Annotated in this window: 23 protein-coding genes; 17 read left to right on the top strand and 6 right to left on the bottom strand. The window is 64.5% G+C overall.

Annotation, left to right across the window (positions count from 1 at the left end):
• Positions 1 to 19: 19 nt before the first annotated feature.
• The 8 genes from ACP5E6_RS06495 (at position 20) to cueR (ending at position 10,651) form a co-directional block, all read left to right on the top strand.
• Positions 20 to 1,525 carry an LssY C-terminal domain-containing protein gene (locus ACP5E6_RS06495; RefSeq protein WP_427953010.1) on the top strand — a complete coding sequence of 502 codons (1,506 nt, stop codon included), beginning with the start codon at positions 20 to 22 and terminating at the stop codon, positions 1,523 to 1,525.
• On the top strand, positions 1,522 to 2,202 hold the full coding sequence (locus ACP5E6_RS06490) for a heavy metal response regulator transcription factor (protein ID WP_427953008.1): 681 nt from the start codon (positions 1,522 to 1,524) through the stop codon (positions 2,200 to 2,202). The genes ACP5E6_RS06495 and ACP5E6_RS06490 overlap by 4 nt, the downstream gene beginning before the upstream one ends.
• Complete coding sequence (locus ACP5E6_RS06485; RefSeq protein ID WP_427953006.1) at positions 2,180 to 3,634, top strand: heavy metal sensor histidine kinase; 1,455 nt, start codon at positions 2,180 to 2,182, stop codon at positions 3,632 to 3,634. The genes ACP5E6_RS06490 and ACP5E6_RS06485 overlap by 23 nt, the downstream gene beginning before the upstream one ends.
• Before the next feature lie 78 nt (positions 3,635 to 3,712).
• Entirely contained in the window at positions 3,713 to 5,062 is a 1,350-nt protein-coding gene (locus ACP5E6_RS06480) for a TolC family protein (RefSeq protein ID WP_427953004.1), read from the top strand.
• A 2-nt stretch (positions 5,063 to 5,064) separates the two neighbouring features.
• A complete protein-coding gene (locus ACP5E6_RS06475; protein WP_427953002.1) occupies positions 5,065 to 5,979 on the top strand; it encodes a hypothetical protein in 915 nt (304 codons plus the stop codon).
• Positions 5,972 to 9,082, top strand: a complete 3,111-nt coding sequence (locus ACP5E6_RS06470; RefSeq protein WP_427953000.1) for an efflux RND transporter permease subunit — start codon at positions 5,972 to 5,974, stop codon at positions 9,080 to 9,082. The genes ACP5E6_RS06475 and ACP5E6_RS06470 overlap by 8 nt, the downstream gene beginning before the upstream one ends.
• Before the next feature lie 21 nt (positions 9,083 to 9,103).
• Positions 9,104 to 10,057: an anion permease gene (locus ACP5E6_RS06465; protein WP_427952998.1), complete on the top strand. Its 954-nt coding sequence runs from the start codon at positions 9,104 to 9,106 to the stop codon at positions 10,055 to 10,057.
• Positions 10,058 to 10,225: 168 nt separating this feature from the next.
• Entirely contained in the window at positions 10,226 to 10,651 is a 426-nt protein-coding gene (gene cueR, locus ACP5E6_RS06460) for a Cu(I)-responsive transcriptional regulator (RefSeq protein WP_427952996.1), read from the top strand.
• On the opposite strand, the gene ACP5E6_RS06455 is transcribed toward cueR, so the two are convergent.
• From ACP5E6_RS06455 to purU, 4 genes are all read right to left on the bottom strand, one after another.
• Positions 10,624 to 12,801, bottom strand: a complete 2,178-nt coding sequence (locus ACP5E6_RS06455; protein WP_427952994.1) for an Orn/Lys/Arg decarboxylase N-terminal domain-containing protein — start codon at positions 12,799 to 12,801, stop codon at positions 10,624 to 10,626. The genes cueR and ACP5E6_RS06455 overlap by 28 nt on opposite strands.
• A gap of 107 nt (positions 12,802 to 12,908) precedes the next feature.
• Positions 12,909 to 13,466 carry a cob(I)yrinic acid a,c-diamide adenosyltransferase gene (locus tag ACP5E6_RS06450; protein ID WP_427952992.1) on the bottom strand — a complete coding sequence of 186 codons (558 nt, stop codon included), beginning with the start codon at positions 13,464 to 13,466 and terminating at the stop codon, positions 12,909 to 12,911.
• Between the two features lie 11 nt (positions 13,467 to 13,477).
• Entirely contained in the window at positions 13,478 to 14,365 is an 888-nt protein-coding gene (locus ACP5E6_RS06445; RefSeq protein ID WP_427952990.1) for a cation diffusion facilitator family transporter, read from the bottom strand.
• Between the two features lie 92 nt (positions 14,366 to 14,457).
• Positions 14,458 to 15,309: a formyltetrahydrofolate deformylase gene (gene purU, locus ACP5E6_RS06440; protein WP_427952988.1), complete on the bottom strand. Its 852-nt coding sequence runs from the start codon at positions 15,307 to 15,309 to the stop codon at positions 14,458 to 14,460.
• A 120-nt stretch (positions 15,310 to 15,429) separates the two neighbouring features.
• On the opposite strand from purU, the gene ACP5E6_RS06435 reads away from it, so the two are divergent.
• From ACP5E6_RS06435 to dnaQ, 3 genes are all read left to right on the top strand, one after another.
• Positions 15,430 to 16,260 carry a shikimate dehydrogenase gene (locus ACP5E6_RS06435; RefSeq protein WP_427953031.1) on the top strand — a complete coding sequence of 277 codons (831 nt, stop codon included), beginning with the start codon at positions 15,430 to 15,432 and terminating at the stop codon, positions 16,258 to 16,260.
• On the top strand, positions 16,257 to 16,838 hold the full coding sequence (coaE, locus tag ACP5E6_RS06430) for a dephospho-CoA kinase (RefSeq protein ID WP_427952986.1): 582 nt from the start codon (positions 16,257 to 16,259) through the stop codon (positions 16,836 to 16,838). Before ACP5E6_RS06435 ends, coaE begins: the two co-directional genes overlap by 4 nt.
• 230 nt (positions 16,839 to 17,068) lie before the next feature.
• Positions 17,069 to 17,743: a DNA polymerase III subunit epsilon gene (dnaQ, locus tag ACP5E6_RS06425; protein WP_427952984.1), complete on the top strand. Its 675-nt coding sequence runs from the start codon at positions 17,069 to 17,071 to the stop codon at positions 17,741 to 17,743.
• Between the two features lie 6 nt (positions 17,744 to 17,749).
• On the opposite strand, the gene ACP5E6_RS06420 is transcribed toward dnaQ, so the two are convergent.
• Complete coding sequence (locus tag ACP5E6_RS06420) at positions 17,750 to 19,156, bottom strand: sensor histidine kinase (protein ID WP_427952982.1); 1,407 nt, start codon at positions 19,154 to 19,156, stop codon at positions 17,750 to 17,752.
• 65 nt (positions 19,157 to 19,221) lie between these two features.
• On the bottom strand, positions 19,222 to 20,136 hold the full coding sequence (locus ACP5E6_RS06415) for a patatin-like phospholipase family protein (RefSeq protein ID WP_427952980.1): 915 nt from the start codon (positions 20,134 to 20,136) through the stop codon (positions 19,222 to 19,224).
• Between the two features lie 192 nt (positions 20,137 to 20,328).
• Here ACP5E6_RS06415 and rpmH point away from each other — a divergent pair, with 192 nt between their 5' ends.
• From rpmH to argB, 6 genes are read left to right on the top strand one after another with little or no spacing between them, the layout of a single operon-like run.
• Positions 20,329 to 20,463, top strand: a complete 135-nt coding sequence (gene rpmH / locus ACP5E6_RS06410; protein ID WP_076454639.1) for a 50S ribosomal protein L34 — start codon at positions 20,329 to 20,331, stop codon at positions 20,461 to 20,463.
• Between the two features lie 48 nt (positions 20,464 to 20,511).
• Complete coding sequence (gene rnpA, locus ACP5E6_RS06405; protein ID WP_427952977.1) at positions 20,512 to 20,910, top strand: ribonuclease P protein component; 399 nt, start codon at positions 20,512 to 20,514, stop codon at positions 20,908 to 20,910.
• A complete protein-coding gene (yidD, locus tag ACP5E6_RS06400; protein ID WP_427952975.1) occupies positions 20,907 to 21,191 on the top strand; it encodes a membrane protein insertion efficiency factor YidD in 285 nt (94 codons plus the stop codon). The genes rnpA and yidD overlap by 4 nt, the downstream gene beginning before the upstream one ends.
• A 6-nt stretch (positions 21,192 to 21,197) precedes the next feature.
• Complete coding sequence (yidC, locus tag ACP5E6_RS06395; RefSeq protein ID WP_427952973.1) at positions 21,198 to 23,012, top strand: membrane protein insertase YidC; 1,815 nt, start codon at positions 21,198 to 21,200, stop codon at positions 23,010 to 23,012.
• A gap of 9 nt (positions 23,013 to 23,021) precedes the next feature.
• The gene (gene yihA, locus ACP5E6_RS06390) at positions 23,022 to 23,681 is read left to right on the top strand and encodes a ribosome biogenesis GTP-binding protein YihA/YsxC (RefSeq protein ID WP_427952971.1); all 660 of its coding nucleotides are present in this window, start codon (positions 23,022 to 23,024) and stop codon (positions 23,679 to 23,681) included.
• Between the two features lie 52 nt (positions 23,682 to 23,733).
• Positions 23,734 to 24,633, top strand: a complete 900-nt coding sequence (gene argB / locus ACP5E6_RS06385; RefSeq protein WP_427952969.1) for an acetylglutamate kinase — start codon at positions 23,734 to 23,736, stop codon at positions 24,631 to 24,633.
• Positions 24,634 to 24,730 lie beyond the last annotated feature (97 nt).

The raw sequence follows: 24,730 nt of genomic DNA, 5'->3' as shown, positions 1-24,730 counted from the left end.
TGGTTGGGATGATCGTGACATGATCGGCGTCGTGCTCGGTCTCGGCGTTGTGGCGCTGGCGACGCTGGTCTGGTTCGCGCCTCGGGCCTTGCGTGCGGTGTTGGGGTGGTTGAGCCAACTGCGCGGGCCGGTGCTGGCGTGGGCCGGCGCACGCGAGAGCCGGTTACGGCGGCCGGTGCGGTTTTTGTTCGACTCCGCCTGGGCGGAATTGCCGGGGTTGGCGGTGCTGGGAGGGATTCTGGTCGCCAGCCTGTGGCTGTTGTTCGGCGTGATGCAGGATCTGATCGCGGGTGATCCGCTGGTCGCCGCGGACCGGGCGGTGTTGCATTTGCTGTTGTCGCTGCGCGTGGGGTGGGCGGCGCAAGCTGCCGTGTGGTTCAGTGCGGCCGGCAGCGGCATTGTTGTGGTGGCGCTGGTCGGCGGCGTCGTGCTCTGGCTCGATCGGCGGCGGGCCTGGCGCGCCATGGCGTATGTGATCGCGGCGCTGATCGGGGCGATGCTGTTTTCGGCGGTGCTCGACCTGGCGCTGCGCCGGCCCGCACCGTTCGAGCGGGATGGGGGGATCAGCCTCCTGCCGTTTCCGGGGAGTCACTTGGCGGTTTTGGTGGCGCTTCTGGTATTCATGGCGGTGGTGATCGGTCGGCATGGCGGTTTCGTGCTGCGGGCGGGAATCGCCCTTATCACGCTTGTCTTTCTGCTCGGAATGACCGTGTCACGGCTGTATCTCGGGGCGGATTACCTCTCGACCGCGCTGGAGGCGGTGGCGTTCGGCGCGGCCTGGGCCAGCGTTCTGAGCCTGGCGTATCTGACCCATCCGATCGAGACGGTCCGGCCAGCGGGGATGAGCGCGGTGGTCGCGCTCGCGATTATCGGTGTTGGCGGCGTCGATGCGATGATCAGCGCGCGCGCGGCGTTACGTTATTACGCGGTCAGCCGCGATAGCCGGACGATGGCGCGCGCCGTCTGGTGGCACGGCGGCTGGATGGCGCAGACACCGCGCCCGCTTGCCTTGCTGGGGACCTTCGATCAGCCGTTCGCACTCCAGTTTCTCGGATCACCGCGGGTTTTGCGGGCGGACCTTGTGGCGGCAGGATGGCGGAGACCGGTGGCGTGGGATGTGCGCACAATTCTGCGGCTGTTTGCCGCCCCGATCGATCCAGCAACTCTGCCGGTGCTGCCGCGCCTGGCGGATGGCCGCGAGGCGGTGTTGGTGATGATCAAGACCGGTGGCTTTCTGCGGCCCGATGAGCGGCTGGTATTTCGCTTGTGGCGTTCGGCGGTGACGATCCCGACCGTTTCGCAAGGGTTTGCGCGGGTCTGGCTCGGCAGCGTTTCGATTGAACGCGAACGCCGGGTCTGGTCGCTGGTGACGGTGCCCCGCCATGCCGGGCAGCGCGACGCGGCGTTGCGCTGCCTGGCCGAGGCGATACCCGGACACCGGATCGTGCGGCGCCCTACCGACACCGGAGGGGTGGCTGCCCCGGTGATCCTGGCAACCGCGCCTGACACGGCTGAGGCACGATGAAGCTTCTGATCATCGAGGACGAGATCAAGACCGCCGGTTTTCTCAAGAAAGGTCTGGAGGAGAACGGTTTCAGCATCGACATCGCCGAAGATGGCGGAATCGGGGCGTCGCTGGCGCGGCAGGGTGATTATGACCTGATCATCCTCGACGTCATGTTGCCGGGGCTGGATGGCTGGTCGGTGTTGCAGGCATTGCGGCGGCGGCGTGATTTGACGCCCGTGCTGTTCCTGACGGCGCGGGACAATGTGGCTGACCGGGTGCACGGGCTGGAACTCGGCGCCGATGATTATATCGTCAAGCCGTTCGCGTTCTCGGAACTGCTGGCGCGCATCCGCACGATCCTGCGGCGCGGCCCGCTGCGACAAGCGGCGACGCTGCAGGTCGGCGACCTTGAAATCGACGTTCAGCGCCATCGCGCGAGCCGTGCGGGGTGTGTGCTTGATCTGACACCTAAAGAATTTCTGTTGCTCTCGTTGCTCGCGCGCCGCGCGGGCGATGTCATCACCCGCACATTAATCGCCGAACAAGTGTGGGATATTAATTTCGACAGCGGGGCCAATGTGGTTGACGTCCATATGCATCGGTTGCGGGCGAAGGTGGACGACCCGTTCGCGGCACGGTTGATCCATACGGTGCGCGGTATCGGATATGTGCTTGAAGACCGATCCCGGCGCTGAGCCGCCGCCATCGGGGCCAAGCCGCACGGCGCGATCGCGCGATGCCGGATCGATCGTGATCCGGATGACCGCCTGGTACGCTGCGACCGCGTTTCTTTTGGTGCTGGTCGCGACCGGGGTGCTGTATGGCACGGTCGCGGGGAATCTGCGGGCGGAGAACCGACGGATTCTCACCGACACCGCCGCGACGCTGCGCCTGTTGCTGCGCGCCGTGCCCGATGGCGTGGCGTTGCCCACTCAATCCGGGGTCCCGCGCCCTGCGTTGATCGAGGTCAGGGTCATCGCGCCGGATGGCCGCGTCATGCTCCAGACCACGGGGATGGATCGGTCGGTGCCGTTGGTCGGTTTTCCCGCGCTGCTGGCGTTACCGCTCGGACAAACGGTGATCGGCCGCGTGCAGACCGAGACCGGCCAGATGTTCGAAACCCTGAGCGAACGGGTGCGGCGCGGGCCCGCCGGCTCGGCGGTCCTTCAGGTTGCGATCGATCTCAGCCATGATCAGCGTGTGCTGGTCAGTGACCGGGAGCGGCTGCAACTCGTCCTGATCGTGGCCCTCGGCCTGTGCAGCGCGATCGGTTATGCCATCGCCAGCAGCGGAATGCGGCCGGTGGCGCGAATTATCGCCGCCGCGCGGCGGATGCGCGCCACAACGCTGCATGAGCGCCTCGACGTCGCGGGTCTGCCGGGCGAATTGCAAGCGTTGGCGGAAACCTTCAACGACATGCTCGATCGGCTCGAAGCCTCGTTCAATCAGGTTTCGCAGTTTTCCGCCGATGTCGCGCATGAGCTGCGCACGCCGATCAACAATTTGCGCGGCGAGCTCGAGGTCGCTCTCGGCCGGACGCGCAGCGCTGCGGCCTATCGGGATGTGCTGGGCTCGGCGCTGGAGGAATGTGGGCGGATCAACCGGGTTATTCATAGTCTGCTGTTCCTGGCACGCGCCGAAAGTGCCGGGGTGGTGCCACAATGCGAGGGGCTGAACCTCGATGTCGCGCTGTCCGCGATTGTCGAGTTCTACGAGCCGGCGGCGGCTGATGCCGGTATCAGCCTGATCCCGCCGGGTCCGGCGCGGTTGGTGGCACAGGTCGATCGCACTTTGTTTCAGCAGGCGGTCGGTAATCTGGTCGCCAACGCGATCGCGCATACGCCGCGTGGCGGCAGGGTGAGCGTGACGGCCGCACCCGATGCACCGGGGATGCTGCAGGTTGCCGTCACCGACACCGGTTGCGGCATTGCCGCCATGCATTTGCCGCATGTCTTTGACCGGTTCTATCGAGCCGATCCGGCCCGGTCGAGCCGGAGCGGCAATGTCGGTCTTGGCTTGGCCGTGGTGCGCAGCATTGCAGCGCTGCATGGCGGCAGTGTCGCGATCCAGAGCACGACGGGTGTTGGCACCACGGTGATCCTGCGTCTTCCGCTTGTGACGGCCTGAACAAAACGCCGTGTCTGACGATTTCGTCAGGTGGCGGTTCGGAAACCGTCAGATGGGCCGGCTAGGGCTGGTGGCGAAATGAAGGGCTTGAATGCAAGGCTGGGTTTGGTCGGGCTGGCGCTGCCGGTGGTGCTGGCGAGCTGCGCGCGGTATGTGCCCCAGCCGATCGATCCGGTGGCGCGGGCGACGCGCCTTGACGCGCGGCGGCTCGATGATCCGGGATTGACGCGGTTTCTCACGGCGCTGGGGCATCCGGCGCCGCGGTGGCGCATCGGCACTCTGACCCTGGTGGCGGTGTACGAGCGGCCCGATCTGCGGATCGCGGTGGCGGCCGCGGCGGTGGCGAGGGGTCATTTGATCTCGGTGCGGGCGATCCCTAATCCGGTGCTGGGGCTGAGCCCGACCTATGATACCGCCGCCGGGCTGCCCTCGCCGATCAAGATCGGCCCGATCGTCGATTTCGTGGTGAGCAGTTTCGGGTCGCGGGCGGCGGCATCGGCGGCGGCGCGAGCACGGATCGCGGCGGCGCGGGCCGCGATTATGTCGGCGGCCTGGCGGGAACGGGCACGGGTTCGCGACGCCCTGCTTGGTGTTTGGCAGACACGGGCGCAGGCACGGTTGGCAGCGCGCGCGGCGGCGAACGCAACCGCCGTGGTGCGGGTTCTGGCACAGCGGGAGGCTGCCGGCATGATTGCGACGCCGGTGGTGACCAGCGCGCGACTGTCGGCGGCGCAGGCGCGCTTCGCCGCCGTCGAGGCGGTGCGACGGCAGGCCCTGGCGATGACGGTTCTGGCCGCGGCGATCGGCATGCCGGCGGCGGCGCTGGAGGGGATTCCGCTCGATCTGGCGGCATTCCACCGGGTGGTGGCGCCGCGCCATCTGACCACCATGGTGCGGGTTGCCCTGGTTGACCGGCCGGTGGTGATTGCGGCGCTGGCACAGTATCAGGCGGCGCAGGACGGGCTGCGGCTGGCGATCGATCGGCAATATCCGGGATTTACGATCGGACCTGGTTATCATTACGACGAGGGCGCCAATAAATTTCTGCTCGCCCTGTCGCTGCCGCTGCCGGTGTTCAACCAGAATCAGGGGCCGATCGCGACGGCACGGGCGCAGCGCCGATTGGCCGCCGCCCGGTTCGAGGCGGCGCAGGCCCAGGTACTGGCGCAGATCGATCAGGCGCGGCGCGACTGGCGGACCAGCCGGGTCGTGGCGCTTGCCGCCGATCGGAGCGTGCGTCGTGCTGATCGGGCGGTGGCCGAGGCGGATCAGGCGTTCCGCGCCGGGGCGATCGGCCGGTTGCGCTGGCTCGGTGCGCGGCAGAGTGCCGATTTTGCGTTTCAGGAGGCATTGACCGCGCGCGCTCAGGAACGTGCCGCGCTGGGGCAGCTCGAAGACGCGACCCATCAACGATTGCTGACGAGATGATCATGATCAGGCGGTATTTATTGGCGCTGCTCGTTTTTTTTCCCTCGGGTGCGTCGGCGCGGAGCGTCACGATCGCGGCGCCGGCGGCGGCGGCGGGTGGCGTCGTGACCGCCCGGTTGCCGCTGATCCGCTATTGGCCGGTGCGGGATGCCGATGGCGTGGTGCAGGACCCGTCACGGCTGCTGGCGCTGCGGTTCGCGCTGATCACGGCGGAGGTGCAGGCACGGCTGACCGCAACTGATCTGGCGCGCACGGAAGCTCTCTATCGGGCCGGCCACAATGTGTCGGCGGCGAGTCTGGAGCGGGCGCAGGCGGCGCAGGCGTCCGCGGCCTCGAACCTCGCGGCACTACATGCACAGGCCGTGACACGCTACGGCGCAGCGATCGCGGCGGTGATCACGCGCCCGACCGGGCCGGTCGCGGCCATCGCCCTGGGCAAGGCCGCTTTGGTCGAACTCAGCCTCGGCATGACGTCGTTGCGGTCACCCTCACGCACGGCGACGGCACGCGATTTCGGCGGCCGAACCGTCATTCTCCGGTTCCTCGGCACGTCGGGGCGGGTGCCAACGGGGCTGGTCGGGCAAGGATTGTATTACAGCGGACCGTTGCTGCCGGCGGGTCTGCCGCTCGCGGTGCAACTGCGGGACAAGGCGGCGCAGACCGGCGCCATCGTGCCGGCATCGGCGGTGATTTATCGGCGCCGCGGTTCAGCGGTATTTGTCGAGATGGCCCCGGGAAAGTTTCGATTGACGCCGATCCCTCTGACCGATCCAGTGCGCGTACACGGGGATTTGCGCGGCTATTTCGTGTCGAAGACGGTGCTGCCACAGGGAAAGCCGGTGGCGGTGGGTGGGGCCGGGCTGCTGCTGTCGATCAACGCGGCGCAAACCGATCACGTGCGGCCCGACGATGATTGAAACAATCATTCGCCTGTCGCTACGCTACCGGATCGTGGTGGTGCTGGCGGTGGCCGGAGTGGCATTGCGCGCGGCGGCGGCGCTGCCGCACGCGCATTACGGGGTGTTTCCGCAATTCACCCCTCCGAGCGTTCAGATCCAGACCGACGCGCCGGGACTCGATCCGCGCGAGGTGGAGCAGGCGATCACCGACCGGCTCGAACCGGGACTGGGCGGCATGCCGGGGCTGGCCAGTGTGCGCTCGCAATCGGCGGCGGGAATTTCGGTGATCGATCTGGTGTTTCACGGCGGCACCGATGTCGATCGCGATCGGGAGCGCGTTGCCGGACGGCTGGCCAGCCTCGCGGCAACGCTGCCGCATGGCGCGGTGCCGGTGATCATGCCGATGCAGTCGGCCACCGGCACGGCCGTCGAGATCGGGCTCGACGCGCCAGGGATGAGCCTGATGCGTCTCAGCACGATGACGGAAACCGTGATCCGGCCGGCGCTGCGGGCGGTGCCGGGTGTCGCGAATGTCGTGGTGTTCGGGCTTGCGCTGCCGCAACTGCAGGTCCGACTGCGGCCGGCGGCGCTGATCGCGAGTGGTTTCAGCCTGGGCGCGGTCGCGAGGGCGGCTCACGCGGCGAGTGCCGTGCTGGGCGGCGGGTTCATCGATACGGGTAATCAGCAACTCCTGCTCGACACCCACGGCCAGACCCGTGACGCTGCCGCGCTCGCCGATAGTTTCCTGGGGGTGCGCCAGGGTGTGCCGCTCGGACTCGGTGCCGTCGCGCGGATCGTGACGGCGCCGGCACCGCGCTACGGTGCGGCGCTGGTTCACGGCAAACCCGGGTTGCTGTTGATCGTCTCCTCGTTATCCGGGGCCAACACGCTGGATGTCGCGCATGGAGCCGAAGTTGCGCTGGCACGGCTGACCCCGGGGCTGGAGCGACAGGGCATCCGGGTCGATCCGCATGCGCTGGCACCCTCGGCATTCGTGCGGGAGGCTCTCGCCGATTTGGGCCGGGTGCTGCTCATCGGGGCCGGATTGATCCTGCTCGTTCTGCTGCTTACGCTGCGGAACTGGCGGATCGCGTTGATCTCGTTCATCTCGATTCCGGTGGCCTTGCTGATGGCCACAATGGTGCTGGACGCGCTCGGCATCACGTTGAACACGATGGCGCTGGCCGGGCTGGCCATCGCTCTGGGCGAGATCGTCGATGATGCCGTGGTCGATGTCGAAGCCATCAATCGCCGTCTGATCGAAAATCGTGCGCGGGTACCGCCCGTTCCAGCGCTGCGGGTGATCCTGCGCGCCTCGGTCGAGGTGCGTAGCGCGATCGTGTTCGCCACGCTGAGCGTGGCGGTGATGTTCACGCCGGTGCTCGTGCTGGGTGGCGTCGCGGGGCGTTTGTTCGCACCGCTCGGCATTGCGTATCTGGCGGCGATTTTTGCCTCGTTGCTGGTGGCGTTGACTCTGACGCCGGCACTCGCGGCCTTGCTTCTGGTGCGTCGCCCATCAGGACGGGATGCGGTACCGATGGCGGTTGCTCGCCGCCTCTATGGCCGGGTTCTGGACCGCACCGCGCGCGGCGGGCGGGGGGCGGCGATCGTTCTCGTTATCCTGGTGATCGGCCTGATGGCGAGCCTGCCACTGCTGCGGGTGCGGTTTCTGCCGCAATTCCGCGAGCAGGATATGATCGCGCATTATCTTGCCGCTCCCGGAACCTCGATCGACACGATGCTCACGATCGGGCGGCAGGTTTATGCGAAACTCGCGCCGTTGCCTGAGGTGGCCGATGTGGTCGAGCATATCGGCCGCGCGAGCCTCGGCAACGGTCATCCCGGCGTCAACAAGGCGGAGGTCGATATCACGCTCAGTCAGTCGGGTAATGCCCATAGCGCCGCGGCGGAACGGCTTATCATGGCGGCAATCGACTCCGTGCCGGGTTTGCGCTGGTGGAACAACAGTTTTCTGACCGAACGTATCCATGAAAGCCTCTCCGGTTTCGCCGCGCCACTGGTGATTTCGATCTATGGCACCGATCTGGCTGCTATTTCGTATGATGCCGGGCGGATCGCCCGCGGGATTGCCAACATCCCCGGCGTCGTCGCCGCGTCGGTTGCGGCACCGCCGGATACGCCGGTGCTGTCAATCGCACCCGACCGTGCGGCGATGCTGCGTTATGGCGTGACCGCGCGGGGGATGCTGTCGGCGATACGCGCGGGCTATGCCGGGGATCAGGTCGGGGCGGTGTATCGGGGCATCGCGCTCGAGCCGATCGTTGTGACGCTGCCGCGCGCCGACCGTGCCGACCCGGCGAGCCTTGCGACGCTGCCGATCGGTGGCGTGGGGGGGCGGGTGGTGCCGCTCGGCGCGGTGGCGCGGATCAGCCAGACCACGGCGCCCGCGCTCATTCTGCACAACGCCGGCCGGCAGGTGCAAGTGGTGACGGTGCAGGTGTCACCCGGGCAGGGTGCTATGGTACTGGCTGCGGTCAAGCGGCGAATCGCGGCGCGGCATCTGAGCGGCGATGATTATGTGACCTATGGCGGCAGCGCGGTGGCGGGCGCGGCGGCACGCTACTCCCTGTTGCTCCATGCCGGGATTGCGCTCGTGATCATTCTTGTGCTGCTCGGCCTGGCATTCGGCGAGGCACGGGCTGTGGCGGTCATGGTGCTCGGCCTGCCGGTGGCGCTAGCCGGCGGGATCGGGGCGGCGTGGTTATGCCTGGACGGCACACTCAGCCTCGGCGCGATGGTCGGGCTGGTCACATTGATCGGCCTGTCGCTTCGCAACGGGCTGCTCCTCTTGATCCATTACGGGCGGCTGGTGCGCCAGGAGGGGCTGACCTGGTCCGCCGCGACCGCACGGCAGGGGGCGATGGACCGATTACCCGCGATTCTGATCACCGCGACGGTCACCGCGATCGGGCTCTTGCCGCTTGCCCTCGCGGCGGGTTCGCCGGGCGATGAAATCGAGGGGCCGATGGCGATTGTTATTCTGGGCGGATTGGCCAGCACGACGATATTGACCCTGCTGGTGCTGCCGCGCCTCGCCGCGCGCTATCTGCGCTTGGCAGCGCGGCCCGATGATGGGATTGACGATCGGCATGAGCGATAAAACTCCCTCCGGATCACACTGATGCTGGCAACCCTGGTATTGGTGGCCCTCGCGCTCGGGTTCGCCTGGAGCATGGGCGCCCACTACACCGGCGCCTGCATGGGGATGCCCTATGCGAGCGGCAGTATTGCGCTTCGCCCGGCACTTGGCCTGATGGCGGGAATGACGCTGGTCGGAGCCGTGATGCTCAGTCATCAGGTGCTCGACCATGTCGGCCATGGCATCGTTAAGGGCCCGTTGAGTGCGGCGGGCGCGATCATCGTGCTTGGCGTGGCGTTCGGTCTCACCACGCTATTCACGCGCGCGCGGATCCCGACCTCGACGATCCAGATCATGGTGTTCGCGCTGATCGGCACCGCCTTGCCGCTCGGCCTGGGGATCGACTGGCGGGCGATTGAGCATCTGGCGGCGCTGTGGGTGCTGGCACCGGTTGTGGCGTGCGGCCTGGGATTTATGTTCACCCGCCTGTTCGACCGCGTGCCGGCGTTCAACCGGGGTGGTGCGACCGGGTTGATCGGCACCGCGCTGGTGTCGGTCGGGGCCGTCGCGTCGCTGACCATGGGGGCGAATGACGTTTCGAATGCGACGGCGGTTTTTCTGACGGTGCATCTGTCGGGGCCGCTGGTCGCCGGAGCGATCGGGGGGGTGGGTCTTGCGGCCGGCGTGCTGACCTGGGGGCGACCGCTGCTTGAACGCGTTGCGTTCGACGTGGTGCGGATGGATCTGAAAATGGCCACCGCGGCACAGATGGTGCAGGCGCTGGTGGTGCTCGGTGCGGTCGGGTTGGGCGATTTCACCTCGATGAATCAATCCCTGATCGGCGCGATGGCCGGCGCCGGCCTCGCGCGCGGCCGGCAGACGATCGATACCGGCGTGATGACCGGCATCATGCGTGGTTGGATCATCGGCCCCGGTGCCGGCTTCGGCCTCGCCTACAGCGCGGCTTCGCTCTACCTGATCATTGCCCGTAGCTAGAGCGTTATGCTTTCAGCTTAACGCTCTAGCTCTATGTTTTTTCGAGCGATGTCATGCGATGATGTTGCCGCTGCCGCGTCAACTTAATCGCCTATCGCTCTAACAACGGGTTTCTGCCCCTTGGCCTTGCTGACTGCGTTACATACCCACCATCGGGGGACATCAATCATGGGCGAGCGTTTGACGATTGGCGAGGCGGCGGCGGAAAGTGGCGTTTCGGCCAAGATGATCAGGCATTACGAATCGGTCGGGCTGATCGCGCCGCCGATACGGGGTGACAACAACTACCGCTTCTACGATGCGCGGCAGGTTCATGAACTTGGATTTATTCATCGGGCACGGGATCTGGGGTTTTCGATCGCGGATATCCGGGTGTTGCTGTCGTTATGGCGCGACCGGAATCGCCCCTCGGCGGAGGTGAAGGCGATCGCGCTGGCGCATCTGGCCGCGTTGGACGCGAAAGTGGCCGGATTGCAGGCGATGGCGGCGCAGCTGCGGCAGCTGGCCGCGCACTGTCCCGGCGATGCGCGGCCAGAGTGCCCGATTCTGAACAATCTGGCCGCGGGTCAGCGACAGGTGCAATCGAGCAGGTAATTGCCTGACGCGTCTTTGCGAACCCCGTGGATGTCGGTCTCGAAACCCGGAAACTGCCGGTCCCATGCGGCGGCGAAGGCGAGGTATTCGACGATCAGTGGCGAGGAGACACGCTCACCGGGCACGATGAGGGCGATGCCCGGCGGATAAGGCACCACCATCCGCGCGAGCACCCGGCCTTGCAGCGCATCGAGCGGTACTTGTTCGATCCGTCCGCCGGCCAGTTCGGCGTGGGCTTGCTGGGGGGTGAGCACCTGTTCAGGCAAGGTCTCGAACATGGCGTTCTGGATCGCGAGCACGTGGCCGGCTTGATAGACGCGATGCTGTGCGGCGCAGAGATCGCGCAGGCCCATGTGCTCGTAGCCGCGCGACACCCGCGATAGGTCAGGCATGACATCGGCGAGCGGCGTGTTGGCCTCGTAATGAGCGCGGAAGGCCAGCAGCTCGGTCACGAGATTGCTCCATTTGCCGCGCGAGACACCGAGGGTGAACAGGATCAGAAAATGATACGTGCCGATCTTCTCGACGACAATGCCGCGTGACCACAGGAATTTTGCGACGATCGGCGCCGGAATCCCCGCCTCATCGCCCAGACCGGGGCAGAGTATCGTTACTTTCATCGGGTCGAGCAGCGAGAAATCGTCGGTGATGTCGGCAAAGCCGTGCCACGGATCGCCCGGTTTCAGAACCCAGTCACTCTGATCCAAACCGGCACCGGCCGGTTCCCAGAGCTTGAACCACCAGTTGCCACGTCCGGCAAAAGTGTCGCCGAGTTGTGCGACGCTGCGGCGAAATGCCGCGGCTTCGCGGAGGGTTTCATCGACCAGGGTGCGACCGGCCGCACCGCGCATCATCCGAGCCGCGACGTCACAGGAGGCGATGATGCCATACCAGGGGGATGTCGAGGAATGCATCATGAAGGCCTCGTTGAACCGGTCGGGATCGAGTTTCTGGACCAGTCCCTCCTTCAGATGCACCATCGAGGATTGGGAAAACGCGGCGAGCACCTTGTGGGTCGACTGGGTGGAAAACACCAGCGGCGCCACGGGTCCCGCCCCATCGCTCATCGCGTAGAAGCCGCGGTAGAACTCGTGAAAATGCGCCTGTGCCAGCCACGCCTCGTCGAAATGCACGGCATCGGCCACCGGTGCCAGCGCCAGCTTCACCGCGTCGGCATTGATGCATAGCCCGTCATAGGTCGAGTTGGTCACGCTCGCCATTCGAAGCCGCCCGCCCGCTTGCGCGGAGAGGGCCTGCGCCTCGAACTGTTCGCGCGGGATTGGGCCGATGATACCATACGCATTGCGGCTGGGCCGCAGATAGATCGGCCGCGCCCCGGTCATGATCAGCGCATGCACGATCGATTTGTGGCAGTTCCGATCGACCAGAACGGTATCACCCGGCCCGACCAACCCGCTCCAGACGATCTTGTTGGCGCTCGAGGTTCCGTTGGTGACGAAAAACGTCGAATCCGCACCGAAACTCTGCGCCGCTTCACGTTCAGCTTCGCGGACCGGCCCGATGTGATCGAGCAGTGAACCCAGTTCAGGCACCGAAACCGACAAATCCGCCCGCAGCGTGGTTTCACCGAAAAACCGATGAAACGCCTGCCCCACCGGCGATCGCATGAACGCGACCCCGCCGCCATGGCCAGGCGTATGCCAGGAGTATTTCGCCGCATCCGTATAGCGCACCAATGCCTTGAAAAACGGCGGCAGCATCGCATCGAGATACCGGTGAATGGCGCTCGACACATAGCCCGCCATGAACGCCGGACTGTCCTCGTGCAGATAGAGATAGCCGTCGATCCGCTCCATCAGCGCCACCGGCGGATCATCGGGCATCCGCCGCTCGCCATACAGGAACACCGGCAGATCCGGCGCCCGCGCCAAGGCCAGCGTCACGATCCGGTCCAGCGCCTCGATCAGCGCATCGCGATCGGCGAACCCGTCGATCGAGACCAGCACCGCCGACAAGCCGGTGTAGAGCACCCGCCCCGCTCGCGCGTCATCGACCGTGAGCCCAGCCATGACTGCATGACCACGCGCTTCAAACGCGGCCACCAACGCCCGGACCACCCGCCCCGCCGCCGACTCGGTCGCATAATCATCATCAACCACGGCGATCGGATAATCCTGCAAACTACTCATATCGCGCTCCCTGGTATCCCGCGTTCCGGGGATGATCCGGCGGCAAAGCACGATTGTGCGCCGCGCCAACCGGCTTCTTCGCTGCGGATCATCGGATAGGGTCGGATTTATCGGCCTCCTGGCACCCAAAGTATATCTGCCTTGCCGTTATCGTTGAGCCGGCGGGCGAGGATGAACATGACGTCCGACAGGCGGTTGATATACGGGATCAGGATCGGCGCGATCGGCTCCGCGGCGGCGAGGGTGGCGAGATCGCGCTCGGCGCGACGCGCAACGGTGCGGGCAAGATGGGCGCGGGCGGCCGCCTCGGTGCCGCCCGGCAAGACGAAGCTGCGCAGCGGTTCGATGGAGTCGTTGAGGGTTTTGGCGGCATCTTCCAGCTTCACCAGGTAGTCCTCGGTGAGAGCGGGCCCTCGACCGATGGCGCCTTGGATGGCGAGGGCGGCGCCGAGGTCGAACAGATCGTTCTGGATACGCGCGAGGAGATCATCGACCTCCGGGCGATCCTTGCAAACGACGCGAAGTGATCCGATGGCCGTATTGGTCTCGTCCAGCGCGCCGAGGGCGGCGATGCGGGGGTGGTGCTTGGGTAGGCGCGAACCGTCGGCCAGTGAGGTTTCGCCGTTGTCACCACCACGGGTGACGATGCGATCAAGTCTGAGCATGGTGTTGTCCTTCATCCGACCAGGATGCCCTGGTGTTTTGCCTTGTAATCGGGTTCGACGTGGATCGTGATGATGACGCCGGGCATTTCCTGTTTCAATGCCGCCTCGATCCGATCGCATATAATGTGGGATTCTGCGACCGTCATCGTGCCGGGGACAACAAGATGAAACTCGAGAAAACTGGAGCGGCCGGCCTGGCGCATCCGCATGTCGTGGGCCTCGATCGCGCCGGTGGCATGGGTGCTCACCAGGCTGTTGATCCGGGCGACGATATCTTGCGGGGGGGCACGGTCGAGCAGAAGGCTGAGTGAATTCAGAATGGTACGACCGCCGATCACGGCGATCTGGATGGCAATGCCGATCGCGATCAGCGGATCGAGAACCGGGATATTGGCCAGAACGGCAAGTGACAGGCCGGCAACGATGCCGATGGTGGTGATGACATCGGCGATCAGATGCGCCTGATCGGCCGCGATGGCCGGGTAGCGCCGGGCGGCACCGGAGCGGCCGAGAACCCCTGCCCAGACGGCATTGATGACACCACCGCTGGCATTGAGCGCAAGACCGAGCCAGGGATGATGCGGCAGATGGGGGGCGAGGATTGTTTCGCCGGCACGTTCGAGAATCAGGACGGCCGCAAAGACGATCAAACCACCCTCGGCGACCGCACTGAGCAACTCGGCCTTGGCGTGGCCATAGGGATGTTCGATATCGGCCGGCTTTGCCGCGGTGCGCAGCGCGAAAATCACCATCAGTGCGGCGAACACGTTGACCAGCGATTCCAACGCATCGGAATAGAGCGCCGCCGAGCCGCTGACCTGCCACGCCGCGGCCTTGACCCCGACCACCACGATGCCGACCACGAGACTACCAGAGGCGAAGCGTAACGGCGTTGTCATAAGCTGGTTCGGTGATCCTCGGTGTAAACTGGTCTGTCGTGGCGTGATGCCAAAAGAACGCTCAATCCGCGACGTAATCGAATTCAGCCACTTCAGCCACTAAACACGACGGTCTTGCTGCCACTAACGAAGACACGTCGCTCAAGATGGTGCAGCACGGCGCGCGCGAGGACGCGTCGTTCGATGTCACGCCCCTTGCGAACCAGCGCTTCTGGCGTGTCCCCGTGAGAGATCCGTTCGACGTCCTGTTCGATGATCGGCCCCTCATCGAGCGCGGTCGTAACGTAATGGGCCGTCGCGCCGATCAGTTTGACGCCGCGCGCGTAAGCCTGATGATAGGGTTTCGCGCCTTTGAAGCCGGGCAGGAACGAGTGGTGGATATTGATGCAGCGGCCGGCGAGTTTGGCGACCAGCGCGTCGGACAGAACCTGCATGTAGCGAGCGAGGATAACGAGCTCCGCACCTGATTCGCGGACCAGGCGCCAGATCTCACCTTCCTGTTCCATTTTCGTATCCGCCGTGATCGGCATGAAATGAAACGGGATACCGTCGAGATCGAGGTGCTCATAGGTCTCGCGCTTATGGTTGGCGATGATACCGGCGATGGTCATCGGCAGTTCGCCGGTGCGTTGGCGGTAGAGCAGATCGACGAGGCAATGGTCGAAGCGGGAGACCAGAATGATGGTGCGCGGCCGGTGCGACAGCGGGGTGATCGACCACGCCATGCCGAACGTATCGGCGACCGGCGTGAAATCGACGGGTGCCGCGGGTTGGTTGGCATCGAGCGGCGCGAACACGACGCGCATGAAGAACTGTCCGCTGGCACGATCGTCGAACTGCTGGGCCTCACGGATGTCGAGCCCGTGATCGAACAGAAAATTACCGACAGCGCCGACGATGCCGGGGCGATTGTGGCAGGATAGGGTCAGGATGGCAGGATACATCGTCGCGATCGACTCCCGGAAATGAGAACCGATCTCTTCGCACCGGCACATCATCTGTCAATGCCGGTCAGCCGATCGGGAAGGCTTGCCCCGCCACGCGCTTCGTGGTCGGATCGGGGCATGTATCTGACCGGCCATGCACGACTTGCCGGGGTGATCGGATGGCCGGTCGCCCATTCCCGTTCGCCGCGGCTTCATGGCGCATGGCTGGAGCGATATGGCATCGATGGCGCCTATCTGCCGCTGGCGGTTCGCCCGGCCGATTTTGCCGCCTGCGCGCGGGCGCTCGTGCGGATGGGATTCGCGGGCGCCAATGTCACGATTCCGCACAAGGAAGCGGCGTTCGCGGTGTGTGATCGGATCACGGATGGCGCGCAGCGGGCCGGCGCTGTGAATACGCTGATGTTTCGTGATGGGGTCATCGTCGGGGACAATACCGATGGAACCGGCTTCATCGCCAATTTGCGGGCGCATGGAGTCGATCCGGCAGCGGGACCTGCGCTCCTGCTGGGCGCGGGTGGCGCTGCGCGGGCGATCGGGGTCGCGTTGAGCGAGGCGGGTGCGACGGTGACGGTGTGCAACCGATCCGCCGAGCGGGCGATGGCGCTCGCAGAGGTTATTGGGTGCCGTTGGCTCGATTGGGTTGCACGAGACACGGCACTCGCAGATCATGCCCTGGTGGTAAACACCACGTCGCTCGGCATGAAGGGGCAGCCGCCGCTTGATCTGTCGTTACGTCAGGCATCGGCTGGCCTTGTGGTGGCGGACATCGTGTACGTGCCGTTGCAGACCGCGCTTCTGGCCGCGGCGCAGGTGCGCGGGCTGCGGACGGTCGAAGGCTTGGGCATGCTGCTCCATCAGGCGGTACCGGGGTTCTCGGCCTGGTTCGGGGTAACGCCAACCGTTGACGACGATTTGTACCGGATCGTTGCGGCCGATCTGATGGCATGAAAATTATCGGCCTGACCGGCGGCATCGGCATGGGGAAAACGACCGTCGCCGGGGTATTTCGAAGGCATAGAATCCCGGTGTTCGACGCCGATGCAACGGTGCGGGCGCTGCAGGCGCCTGCGGGACCGGCCATTGCCTCGATCGCCGCCGCATTTCCGGGTGTCGTCACCGCCGGGGTACTCGACCGGGCGGCGTTGCGGGGCATTATCCTGACTGATCCGGACGCGAAGCGGCGGTTGGAGGCGATCATGCACCGGCTGGTGCGGCGCGCCGAGGGACGGTTTCTGGCGGCAGCGCGGCGGCGGCGGGTTAAGGTGGTGGTCCTCGATATTCCCCTCCTGTTCGAAACCGGCGGGGATGCACGGGTCGATCTGACGGTGACGGTCTCCGCACCGAAATCGGTGCAGATCACGCGGGTGCGCCGGCGTGGATTGACCCCTGCCGAGATCAACCGGATCATCGCGCAGCAAATGCCGGACGCCGAAAAACGGCGGCGGTCGGACGTGGTGGTTTTGACGGGCCTCTCACGCGGTCAAATGGTTCGTGTGGTTGAGCGGCTGATCAAACGTTACGTTTGACCCGATCACATCCGGACGCTTTGCCGCCCCAATCTAGAGCGATATGCGATTAAGTTGACGCGGCAGCGGCAACATAATCGCATGAAATCGCTCGAAAAAACATAGAGCTAGAGCGTTAGGCTGAAAGCATAACGCTCTAAAGCCGACTGTGTTATTGAACCACTGAGACGGGCCGGTTGGCCGCTGTTTTTCGTGTTGCCTTGACGCGGCGCAGGGTGCATGCCGGTGCCATGACCCGTGCGGTATTATTTGACACTGAAACCACTGGCCTCGATCCACTGCATGGCGACCGGATCGTCGAGATTGCGGCGATCGAATTGCATAACGACCTCCCGACCGATCGGGTGTTTCACCGGCTGATCGACCCGCAACGCGACATTCCCGCCGAAGCCAGTCGAATCCACGGCATCACCAGCATCGATATTGCCGGCAAGCCGAAATTTGCCGATATCGCCGATGACCTGCTGGCGTTCTTCGGCGACGCGCCGCTGATCGCGCATAACGCCGCTTTCGATTTCGGGTTTCTCGATGCTGAACTCGGCCGGATCGGACGGAAACCCCTCGGCCGGTCACGGATGATCGATACATTGGCTCTCGCCAAACTGCGCTTTCCCGGCATGCCCAACAGCCTCGATGCCCTGTGCCGCCGCTTTGAAATCGATATCTCGGCGCGAACCACCCATAATGCCTTGCTCGACTGCAAATTGCTCGCGGCGGTCTATGTCGAACTCACCGGTGGGCGGCAACGCGGTTTCGACCTGGTTGCCGACGAGGGTTTGACCTTGGTGGAATATCAGCAAAGCGGTGAACGAACCCCGCGGCGCATGACCGTCAGTGACGACGAACAGGCGGTCCACGCCGCCTTCGTGGCCGCAATGAAGGAGCCGGTCTGGAGACGAGCGTAATACCGGTCACACCATCTCGGTCGGAAGCGTGATGCGGAACAAGGTGCCATGAGCGCTGGTGGCGACGAGGTCGAGGTCGCCACCGTGGGCGCGCACGAGGTCGCGAGCGATGGCGAGACCGAGGCCGGTGCCGCCGCGCCGGGCCGATCCGGTGAAGGGGCGAAACAGGTTGGCGCGTGCTTGTTCAGGTAGGCCGGGTCCATCGTCCTCGATGTCGATTGTCACCATTGCGCCATCGCAGCGCGCCCGCACGGTAATGTGCGAGGCGCCGGCTTCGGCGGCGTTGCGCGTCAGGTTGAACAGGGCGCGGAACATTTGGCTGCGGTCGAGCGGGGGGGCCAGACCGGCCGGAATATCGGCTTTGATGGTAACGGTTTCGGCCTGAGCCGTCACTTGTTCGGCGACTTCGCCGACCAGATCGGCCAGTGGGAAAGCCGCCCGAAGCAAGGCTGGCGGGCCCTCTCGCGCGAACGTGAGGGTTTTGGTCACCAGTTCGGTTGCCCGTTCGACGGCGGTGACGAGGGTGGTCGCCGCGCGCCGTGTGCCAGGGTCGGTACTGCCGGACAGACGGTCGGCGACGAGCAGCGCAGAGGCCAGGATATTGCGCAGATCGTGGCTGATCTTGGCCACCGCTGTGCCGAGTGCCGCCAGCCTCGCGTTACGCCAGAGGGCGGCACGCAGTTCGGTTTGCATCGATGCGAGCTCACTGGCCGCGAGGGCGATTTCATCGTCGCGGAAGCGTTTGCGCGGCGGCATCGCCAGCGGGGCGGCATGTTCGGGGTCGGCCCGAAAGGTGGCGATGCTTTCGGTCAGCCGCCGCATCGGCAGCACGAGCAACCGGTCGAGCGCGAGAAATACCATTAACCCGGTGAGCAACGCGATGGCGACCGAGAGGGCGGCGATATGTTCGACGTAGCGACGCAGATGATCGGCCAGGATCGGATTGTGCACCACGATTTGCACGATGACGCCTTTTTGCAGCGGACTCGGCGAGGTCACGAGGATATCGGTCGGTTCGAGGTTCATCAGCACCGCGACGGCGCGAAACATCGAGCCGATCAGGGTTTCGTGGGCGATGTTGATCTGTCCTTCGGCGTGCACCGTGCCGCGCGGCGGCAACACCAGGATGCTCCGCCCGCCTTCGACCAACCGGATCGCTTCGGTACCGGAAAGCCGCAGCAATTCGTTGCGGGTGGACAGATCCACCACGCCGTGCGGCGCGGTCGACACCGTGAGGGCGGCAAGATGCGCCTCGGTCACCCGGTTCGTCAGCCAGGCGATGCGTTCACGGCCCAGGCTGGGCAGCAGGATCATGACTTCGACGATCAGGGTCACCGCGACGGTCAACCACAGCAGTCGGGCGGACAGGCTGTGGCGCGCCCGCCGTGGCCTTGTTGCCGCAGGGTTCAGCATGGCCGCACGGCGATCATTGGGGCACGCCGAGCCTGGTGTTCATTGTCTCATCTCAAGCCTGCCGGTCACCGGGCCGCCTTGCGGCCGGCCGCGAACAATCGATCAAGGAACGAGCGGTCGGCATTGGCACGCGACTCCGGGGTCAATCCGGCAAGCGCTTGATCGGCCGCGTATTCGATAAAATCGAGCCCGGCCGGCAGCATCGCGCATTCGGCATCGATCGCGGTCTGAAAGGCGATTTCCTGAACACGGTTCAGAATATCGCCGGTCTGGCTCGGCACGCCGGCGCGCAACCGGCTTTGCGCGCGGATCAGCACCAGTCGTGCCGGGCTCAGCGCCAGCAGCGGTGCCAGCGGCGGGTTACCGGAATAGGCGCCATCCCAATAGTCGATTCCATCGATCGTGACCGGCGGAAACAGCATGGGAAGACATGATGAGGCCAAAAGAGCTTCGGCCGTGATCTCGTGATTGCTGAAAATTCGTGGCCGACCTGACTCCACCGCCGTTGCCGCGATGAACAGACGCTTCGCCCGCGGGTCGGTGAGCGCGTCTTCATCCAGCAGATCATCGAGGATTGGCCGAAGGGGATTATGGCCGAGCGGATTGATCGAGGCGGCGCCGAACATATTCATCAGCGCCGACATCCCTTGCATGGCGATGGTGTTGCCGAATTCGCGACCGATTTCAAAACCCGGCATCCAACGGTCAAGATGACCGGTGATCGGCGCGAACATGTTGGTGGCGACCACCCGATCCCAGAACAATGCCATGGCCGCCCGCCCGCCGGCCGAACCGCCGCGCACCAACCCCTGCACCGCCATGGTCGCCAATATCGCGCCCGAGGAGACGCCGCAAACAGCATCGAACTCGAATCCGTCCTCAAGCAGCGCATCGAGCACGCCCCAGGCATAGGCGCCGTGGGAGCCGCCCCCCTGCAGGGCCAGGGCTGTGCGCGTCGATGGGGCCGTGGGTGATGTCATGACGCTAATGTGCGAGCCGCATCACGTTTCGGCAAGTCTGCCCTCGGGCCTGTCCGGTTTATTGACGCGAGCGACCCGTAATGCTTAAGACAGTCGAGGGACGGTCGCCACTCACCCTGGAAGGCGGCCTTGCGCCTGTTTGTGATATGTTTATGACCGGCCCGTCAATCGGGATTTGTTGGAGTAGAGATCGTGAAGCGCACTTATCAGCCATCCAAACTCGTTCGCAAGCGCCGTCATGGTTTCCGCTCGCGGATGGAAACTGTCGGCGGCCGCAAGGTTCTGGCCAATCGTCGTGCCAAAGGCCGCAAGCGCTTGTCGGCCTAATTCCTGGTGCAGATCGCCGGTGCCGACGTCCCGGTTGTGGAGAGGACGATGCCGCGCGCTAAGTTTGAGTCTTTGCCGAAACGGGCCGATTTCCTTCGCGCTGCCGCGCGAGGCCTCAAAGTCGCGCGACCCGGGGTCGTTGTTCAGATCCACGCCACCTCGCCGGAGGCAGCGGTCCGAATGGGGCTGACGGCAAGCCGGAAAATCGGCGATGCGGTGCGTCGCAATCGCGCGCGACGCCGGCTGCGCGAAGCGTTCCGGCTCGAGCTCGCGGACCGCGCCGGGGCAGGCTCGCCATTGCGCGGCGCCGATATCGTGCTGATCGCCCGCAAGGATAGCGGCACCGTCGATTTCGCGGAGTTGCGCGCGACCCTGAAAACCATTTTCAATGCCACCCTGGTACCTCGGACGCTCGGCAGTGACGTGGTTGCGGATGGTTCGGCATGAACCCACAAACCCGTGCCCTCCGCGGTGCGGTTCGCGCCTATCAGTTGCTCGCCTCGCCGCTGCTCGGCGGCCAGTGTCGGTTCTATCCCTCATGCAGCGCCTATGCGATGGAGGCGCTGGCCATGCACGGTGCCGCCAGGGGCAGTCTGCTCGCGGCAAAGCGCATTTTTAGGTGCCATCCGTGGCATCCGGGCGGGATTGACCCGGTCCCGCCGGTCGCCGACCAGGCTTCTCCACCAACCGCACGCTCGCCCACCTCCCTCCGACCCGAGACGAAATGACAATCCATGGATAATCGCCGGCTCCTGTATGCAATTTCGATCTCACTTGCGATTCTGGTGTTGTTCCAGGTCGTGGGCGGCTATTTCCTTCCCAAACCACCGGTCAAGCCGCTGGTGCCTCACCACGCCGCGACAATGAACACCCCGACGGGGGCATCACGCACCGCCCCGTCAAACGCCACCCCGTCAAACGCCGCCCCATCAAACGCCACCCCGGGCGCTCCCGGCGAAGCCACCGCGGTAGCGACGGTTGCCCCTCGTCTAAAAATAGATGCGCCGGCGATCAGAGGCTCGATGAGCCTGCTCGGTGCCCGGCTCGATGATCTCGTGCTCACGCATTATCATGAATCGGTCTCGAAATCGTCACCTCTGGTGCAGCTACTCTCTCGCCCAACGGGGAAAAAATCATACTACGTTCAATTCGGATGGGACGCGGCTCCGGGTTCGACCCTCGCGGTTCCCGGGCCGCAGACCTTGTGGAAAAGTTCGGGTGGCGTGCTGTCGCCCAATCATCCGGTGACGCTGTCGTGGAACAATGCCGCGGGCGTGACTTATGAACTGCTGCTCGCGGTGGATAACGAGTATATGCTCACGGTGCAGCAACGTGTCGTAAATGCCGGCACGGCGCCGATTTCGGTCTTTCCCTGGTCGCGCATTCGGCGCGATTATCTTCCCGCGGTCGAAGGGTCGTTCACCCTCCATAAAGGGCCCATCGGCGCGTTCAAAGGGACGCTGCATGAAATGGACTACGATGGCGTGAAATCTGGCGCGAAGCACCCGCAGGTTGGGCAAGCGCCAGGCACGGCATTTCAGGAAACCGACATTGGCGGCTGGGCCGGTATCACAGGCAAATACTGGCTCACCGCGCTGATCCCGAGCCAAGGCACCGAAATGACCGGCGCCTACCGCTATCTGGCGCGTGCCAACGACCCGAAACAGGGCGCTTGGCAGGTCGATTATATGACGGCCAGGCCGATCGATGCCGCTCCCGGTGCCACCGCCGAGACCACGCTGCACGTGTTCGCGGGGGCCAAAGTACTCAGTATTCTGAACCGCTATGAAACGAAATATCATATACCGGTATTCGAACGCGCGATCGATTTCGGCTGGTTCTTCTTCCTGACGAAGCCGATTTTCATCGCACTCGATTATCTCGCCGCGGTGTTCGGCAACATGGGAGTCGCGATCATCGTCTTCACGGTGGTGCTGAAACTCGTTTTGTTTCCGCTCGTGCGCACATCTTACCGCTCGATGGGGCGGATGCGCGCCGTCGCCCCCAAGGTGGCGGCGATCCGTGAGCGTCTGAAGGACGACACGGTCCAGCAACAAAAGGAGATCATGGCGCTCTACAAGGCCGAAGGGGTCAACCCCGCCGCCGGCTGCCTGCCGATGTTGCCGCAAATTCCGATTTTCTTTTCGCTCTACAAGGTGATTTTCATCTCGATCGGAATGCGCCATGCCCCGTTTATTCTGTGGATTCACAACCTCGCCGCCGAAGACCCGACCAATATTTTCAACCTGTTCGGCCTGATCCCGATCCACCCGAGCACGCTCTCGCCGTTTCTGCATCTCGGCGTGCTGCCCATTATCATGGGTTTGACGATGTGGGGCCAACAGAAACTCAACCCGCCGCCGCCCGACCCGACCCAGGCGAAAATGATGATGTTCATGCCGGTCATATTCACCTTCATGCTCGGTCGCTTCGCCGCCGGTTTGGTGTTATATTATTGCGTCAATAACTCGCTGACCATTTTGCAACAATGGTTCATCATGCGCGGCGTGAGCCAGCAGCCGCGCCGCCCGATCGATGCGAAAGTCTGAACCCGCGCCATGCCTGAAACAATGCCACCCGATCCAGATCTGCGCGAAGCGGCGGCCCTTGAGGCGGGTCGGCTGTTATTCGCGCAGACAACCCAATTCGTCCACGCCGCCCAAACGGTCGAGGGCCTGCTCGAGGCCCGCGGCATCGAGGTCGCCCTTGCCGGACGTTCCAATGTCGGCAAATCCACACTGATCAACGCAATCACCGGTCACGTGGCACTTGCCCGCGTCGCCCAGGCCCCCGGCCGCACCCGGCAACTCAATTTTTTCCAGGTCGGCGATGGCCTGATTTCGATCGTCGATATGCCCGGTTACGGCTATGCTGAAGCGCCAAAGGCAGTGAAACGTGACTGGCAGGGTCTGATGTTCCGCTATCTGCGGGGCCGCCCCAACCTGCGCCGGGTTCTGCTGCTGATGGACGCGCGCATCGAAGACAAACCAGCCGATCACACCATCATGGGTATTCTCGATAAAGCCGCGGTAGCGTTTCAGATCGTGCTGACCAAGGCCGATAAAATGAAACCCGACGTCTTGGCCCGCAAGCACGAGTCAATTATGGCGATCGCTCGTCAACACCCGGCCGCACTCAATGACGTTATCACGACATCGAGCGAAACCGGTCTCGGCATCGCGGAACTTCGGGCCTCGATCGCCGCCCTGCTGGCTTGACCATACCGCCGCATCACCATAGACGGCCCCGAACCACAGGGATTTCGCGCCGATGACCCGCCTCGACCGCCATGCCGATGCCGCCGAGCAAGCCCGAATCGTCGCGCTCGCGCTGCCCTATCTGCGCCGTTATGCCGGGGCCACCATCGTCGTGAAATATGGCGGCCACGCCATGGGCGAAGAAGCGTTGGCCGATGAGTTCGGCCGCGACATCGCGCTGCTCAAGCAGGTCGGCATCAATCCCGTCGTGGTCCATGGCGGCGGTCCGCAGATCAACGCCATGCTGTCGCGCCTGAAAATCCAATCCACCTTTGTCGATGGATTGCGCGTGACCGACGCTGCGATGGTCGAGGTGGTCGAGATGGTTCTTGCCGGCACCGTGAATAAAATGGTCGCCGGGCTGATCAACCGCGCCGGTGCGCTCGCGGTTGGCATCTGCGGCAAGGATGGCGGATTGATTCGCGCCCGCAAACTGACCCGTGCTGGCCGTGATCCGGACGGCGCGATCGAACAGGCGCTCGACCTCGGCTTCGTCGGTGAACCCGAACATGTCGATGTCCGTGTCATCCACGCACTGACCGGCGCCGGACTGATCCCTGTCATCGCGCCGGTCGGCGCCGGCGCCGACGGGGCAACCTACAATATCAACGCCGATACGGTGGCCGGTGCCATCGCTGGTGCCTTGGGTGCGGATCGGCTTCTGATGCTGACCGATGTGCCAGGTGTGCTCGACCATAACGGAACCTTGATGCCAGACCTCAGCATTCCGCAGATTGACTCGCTGCGCGCCAAGGGCACGATCTCGGGTGGCATGATTCCCAAAGTGGAAACATGCATCGATGCCGTACGTCACGGCGTCAAAGGCGCCACGATTCTCGATGGCCGGGTGCATCACGCATGTCTGCTGGAGTTATTTACCGAAGGCGGCATCGGAACCATGATTCACGCTTAGAGCGAAATGCGATTAGGTTGACACGCCAGTGGGAACTTAATCGCATAACGCTCTAGCAGCCTGTCGGATTCCCAACCCGTTTTTTTTTGCGTCAAAG

It is taken from the genome of Acidiphilium sp. (genome assembly GCF_049977125.1).
Lineage (GTDB): Bacteria > Pseudomonadota > Alphaproteobacteria > Acetobacterales > Acetobacteraceae > Acidiphilium.
Note: the sequence above shows the minus strand (reverse complement) of the source record. Positions and strands in the feature narration are given on the sequence as shown.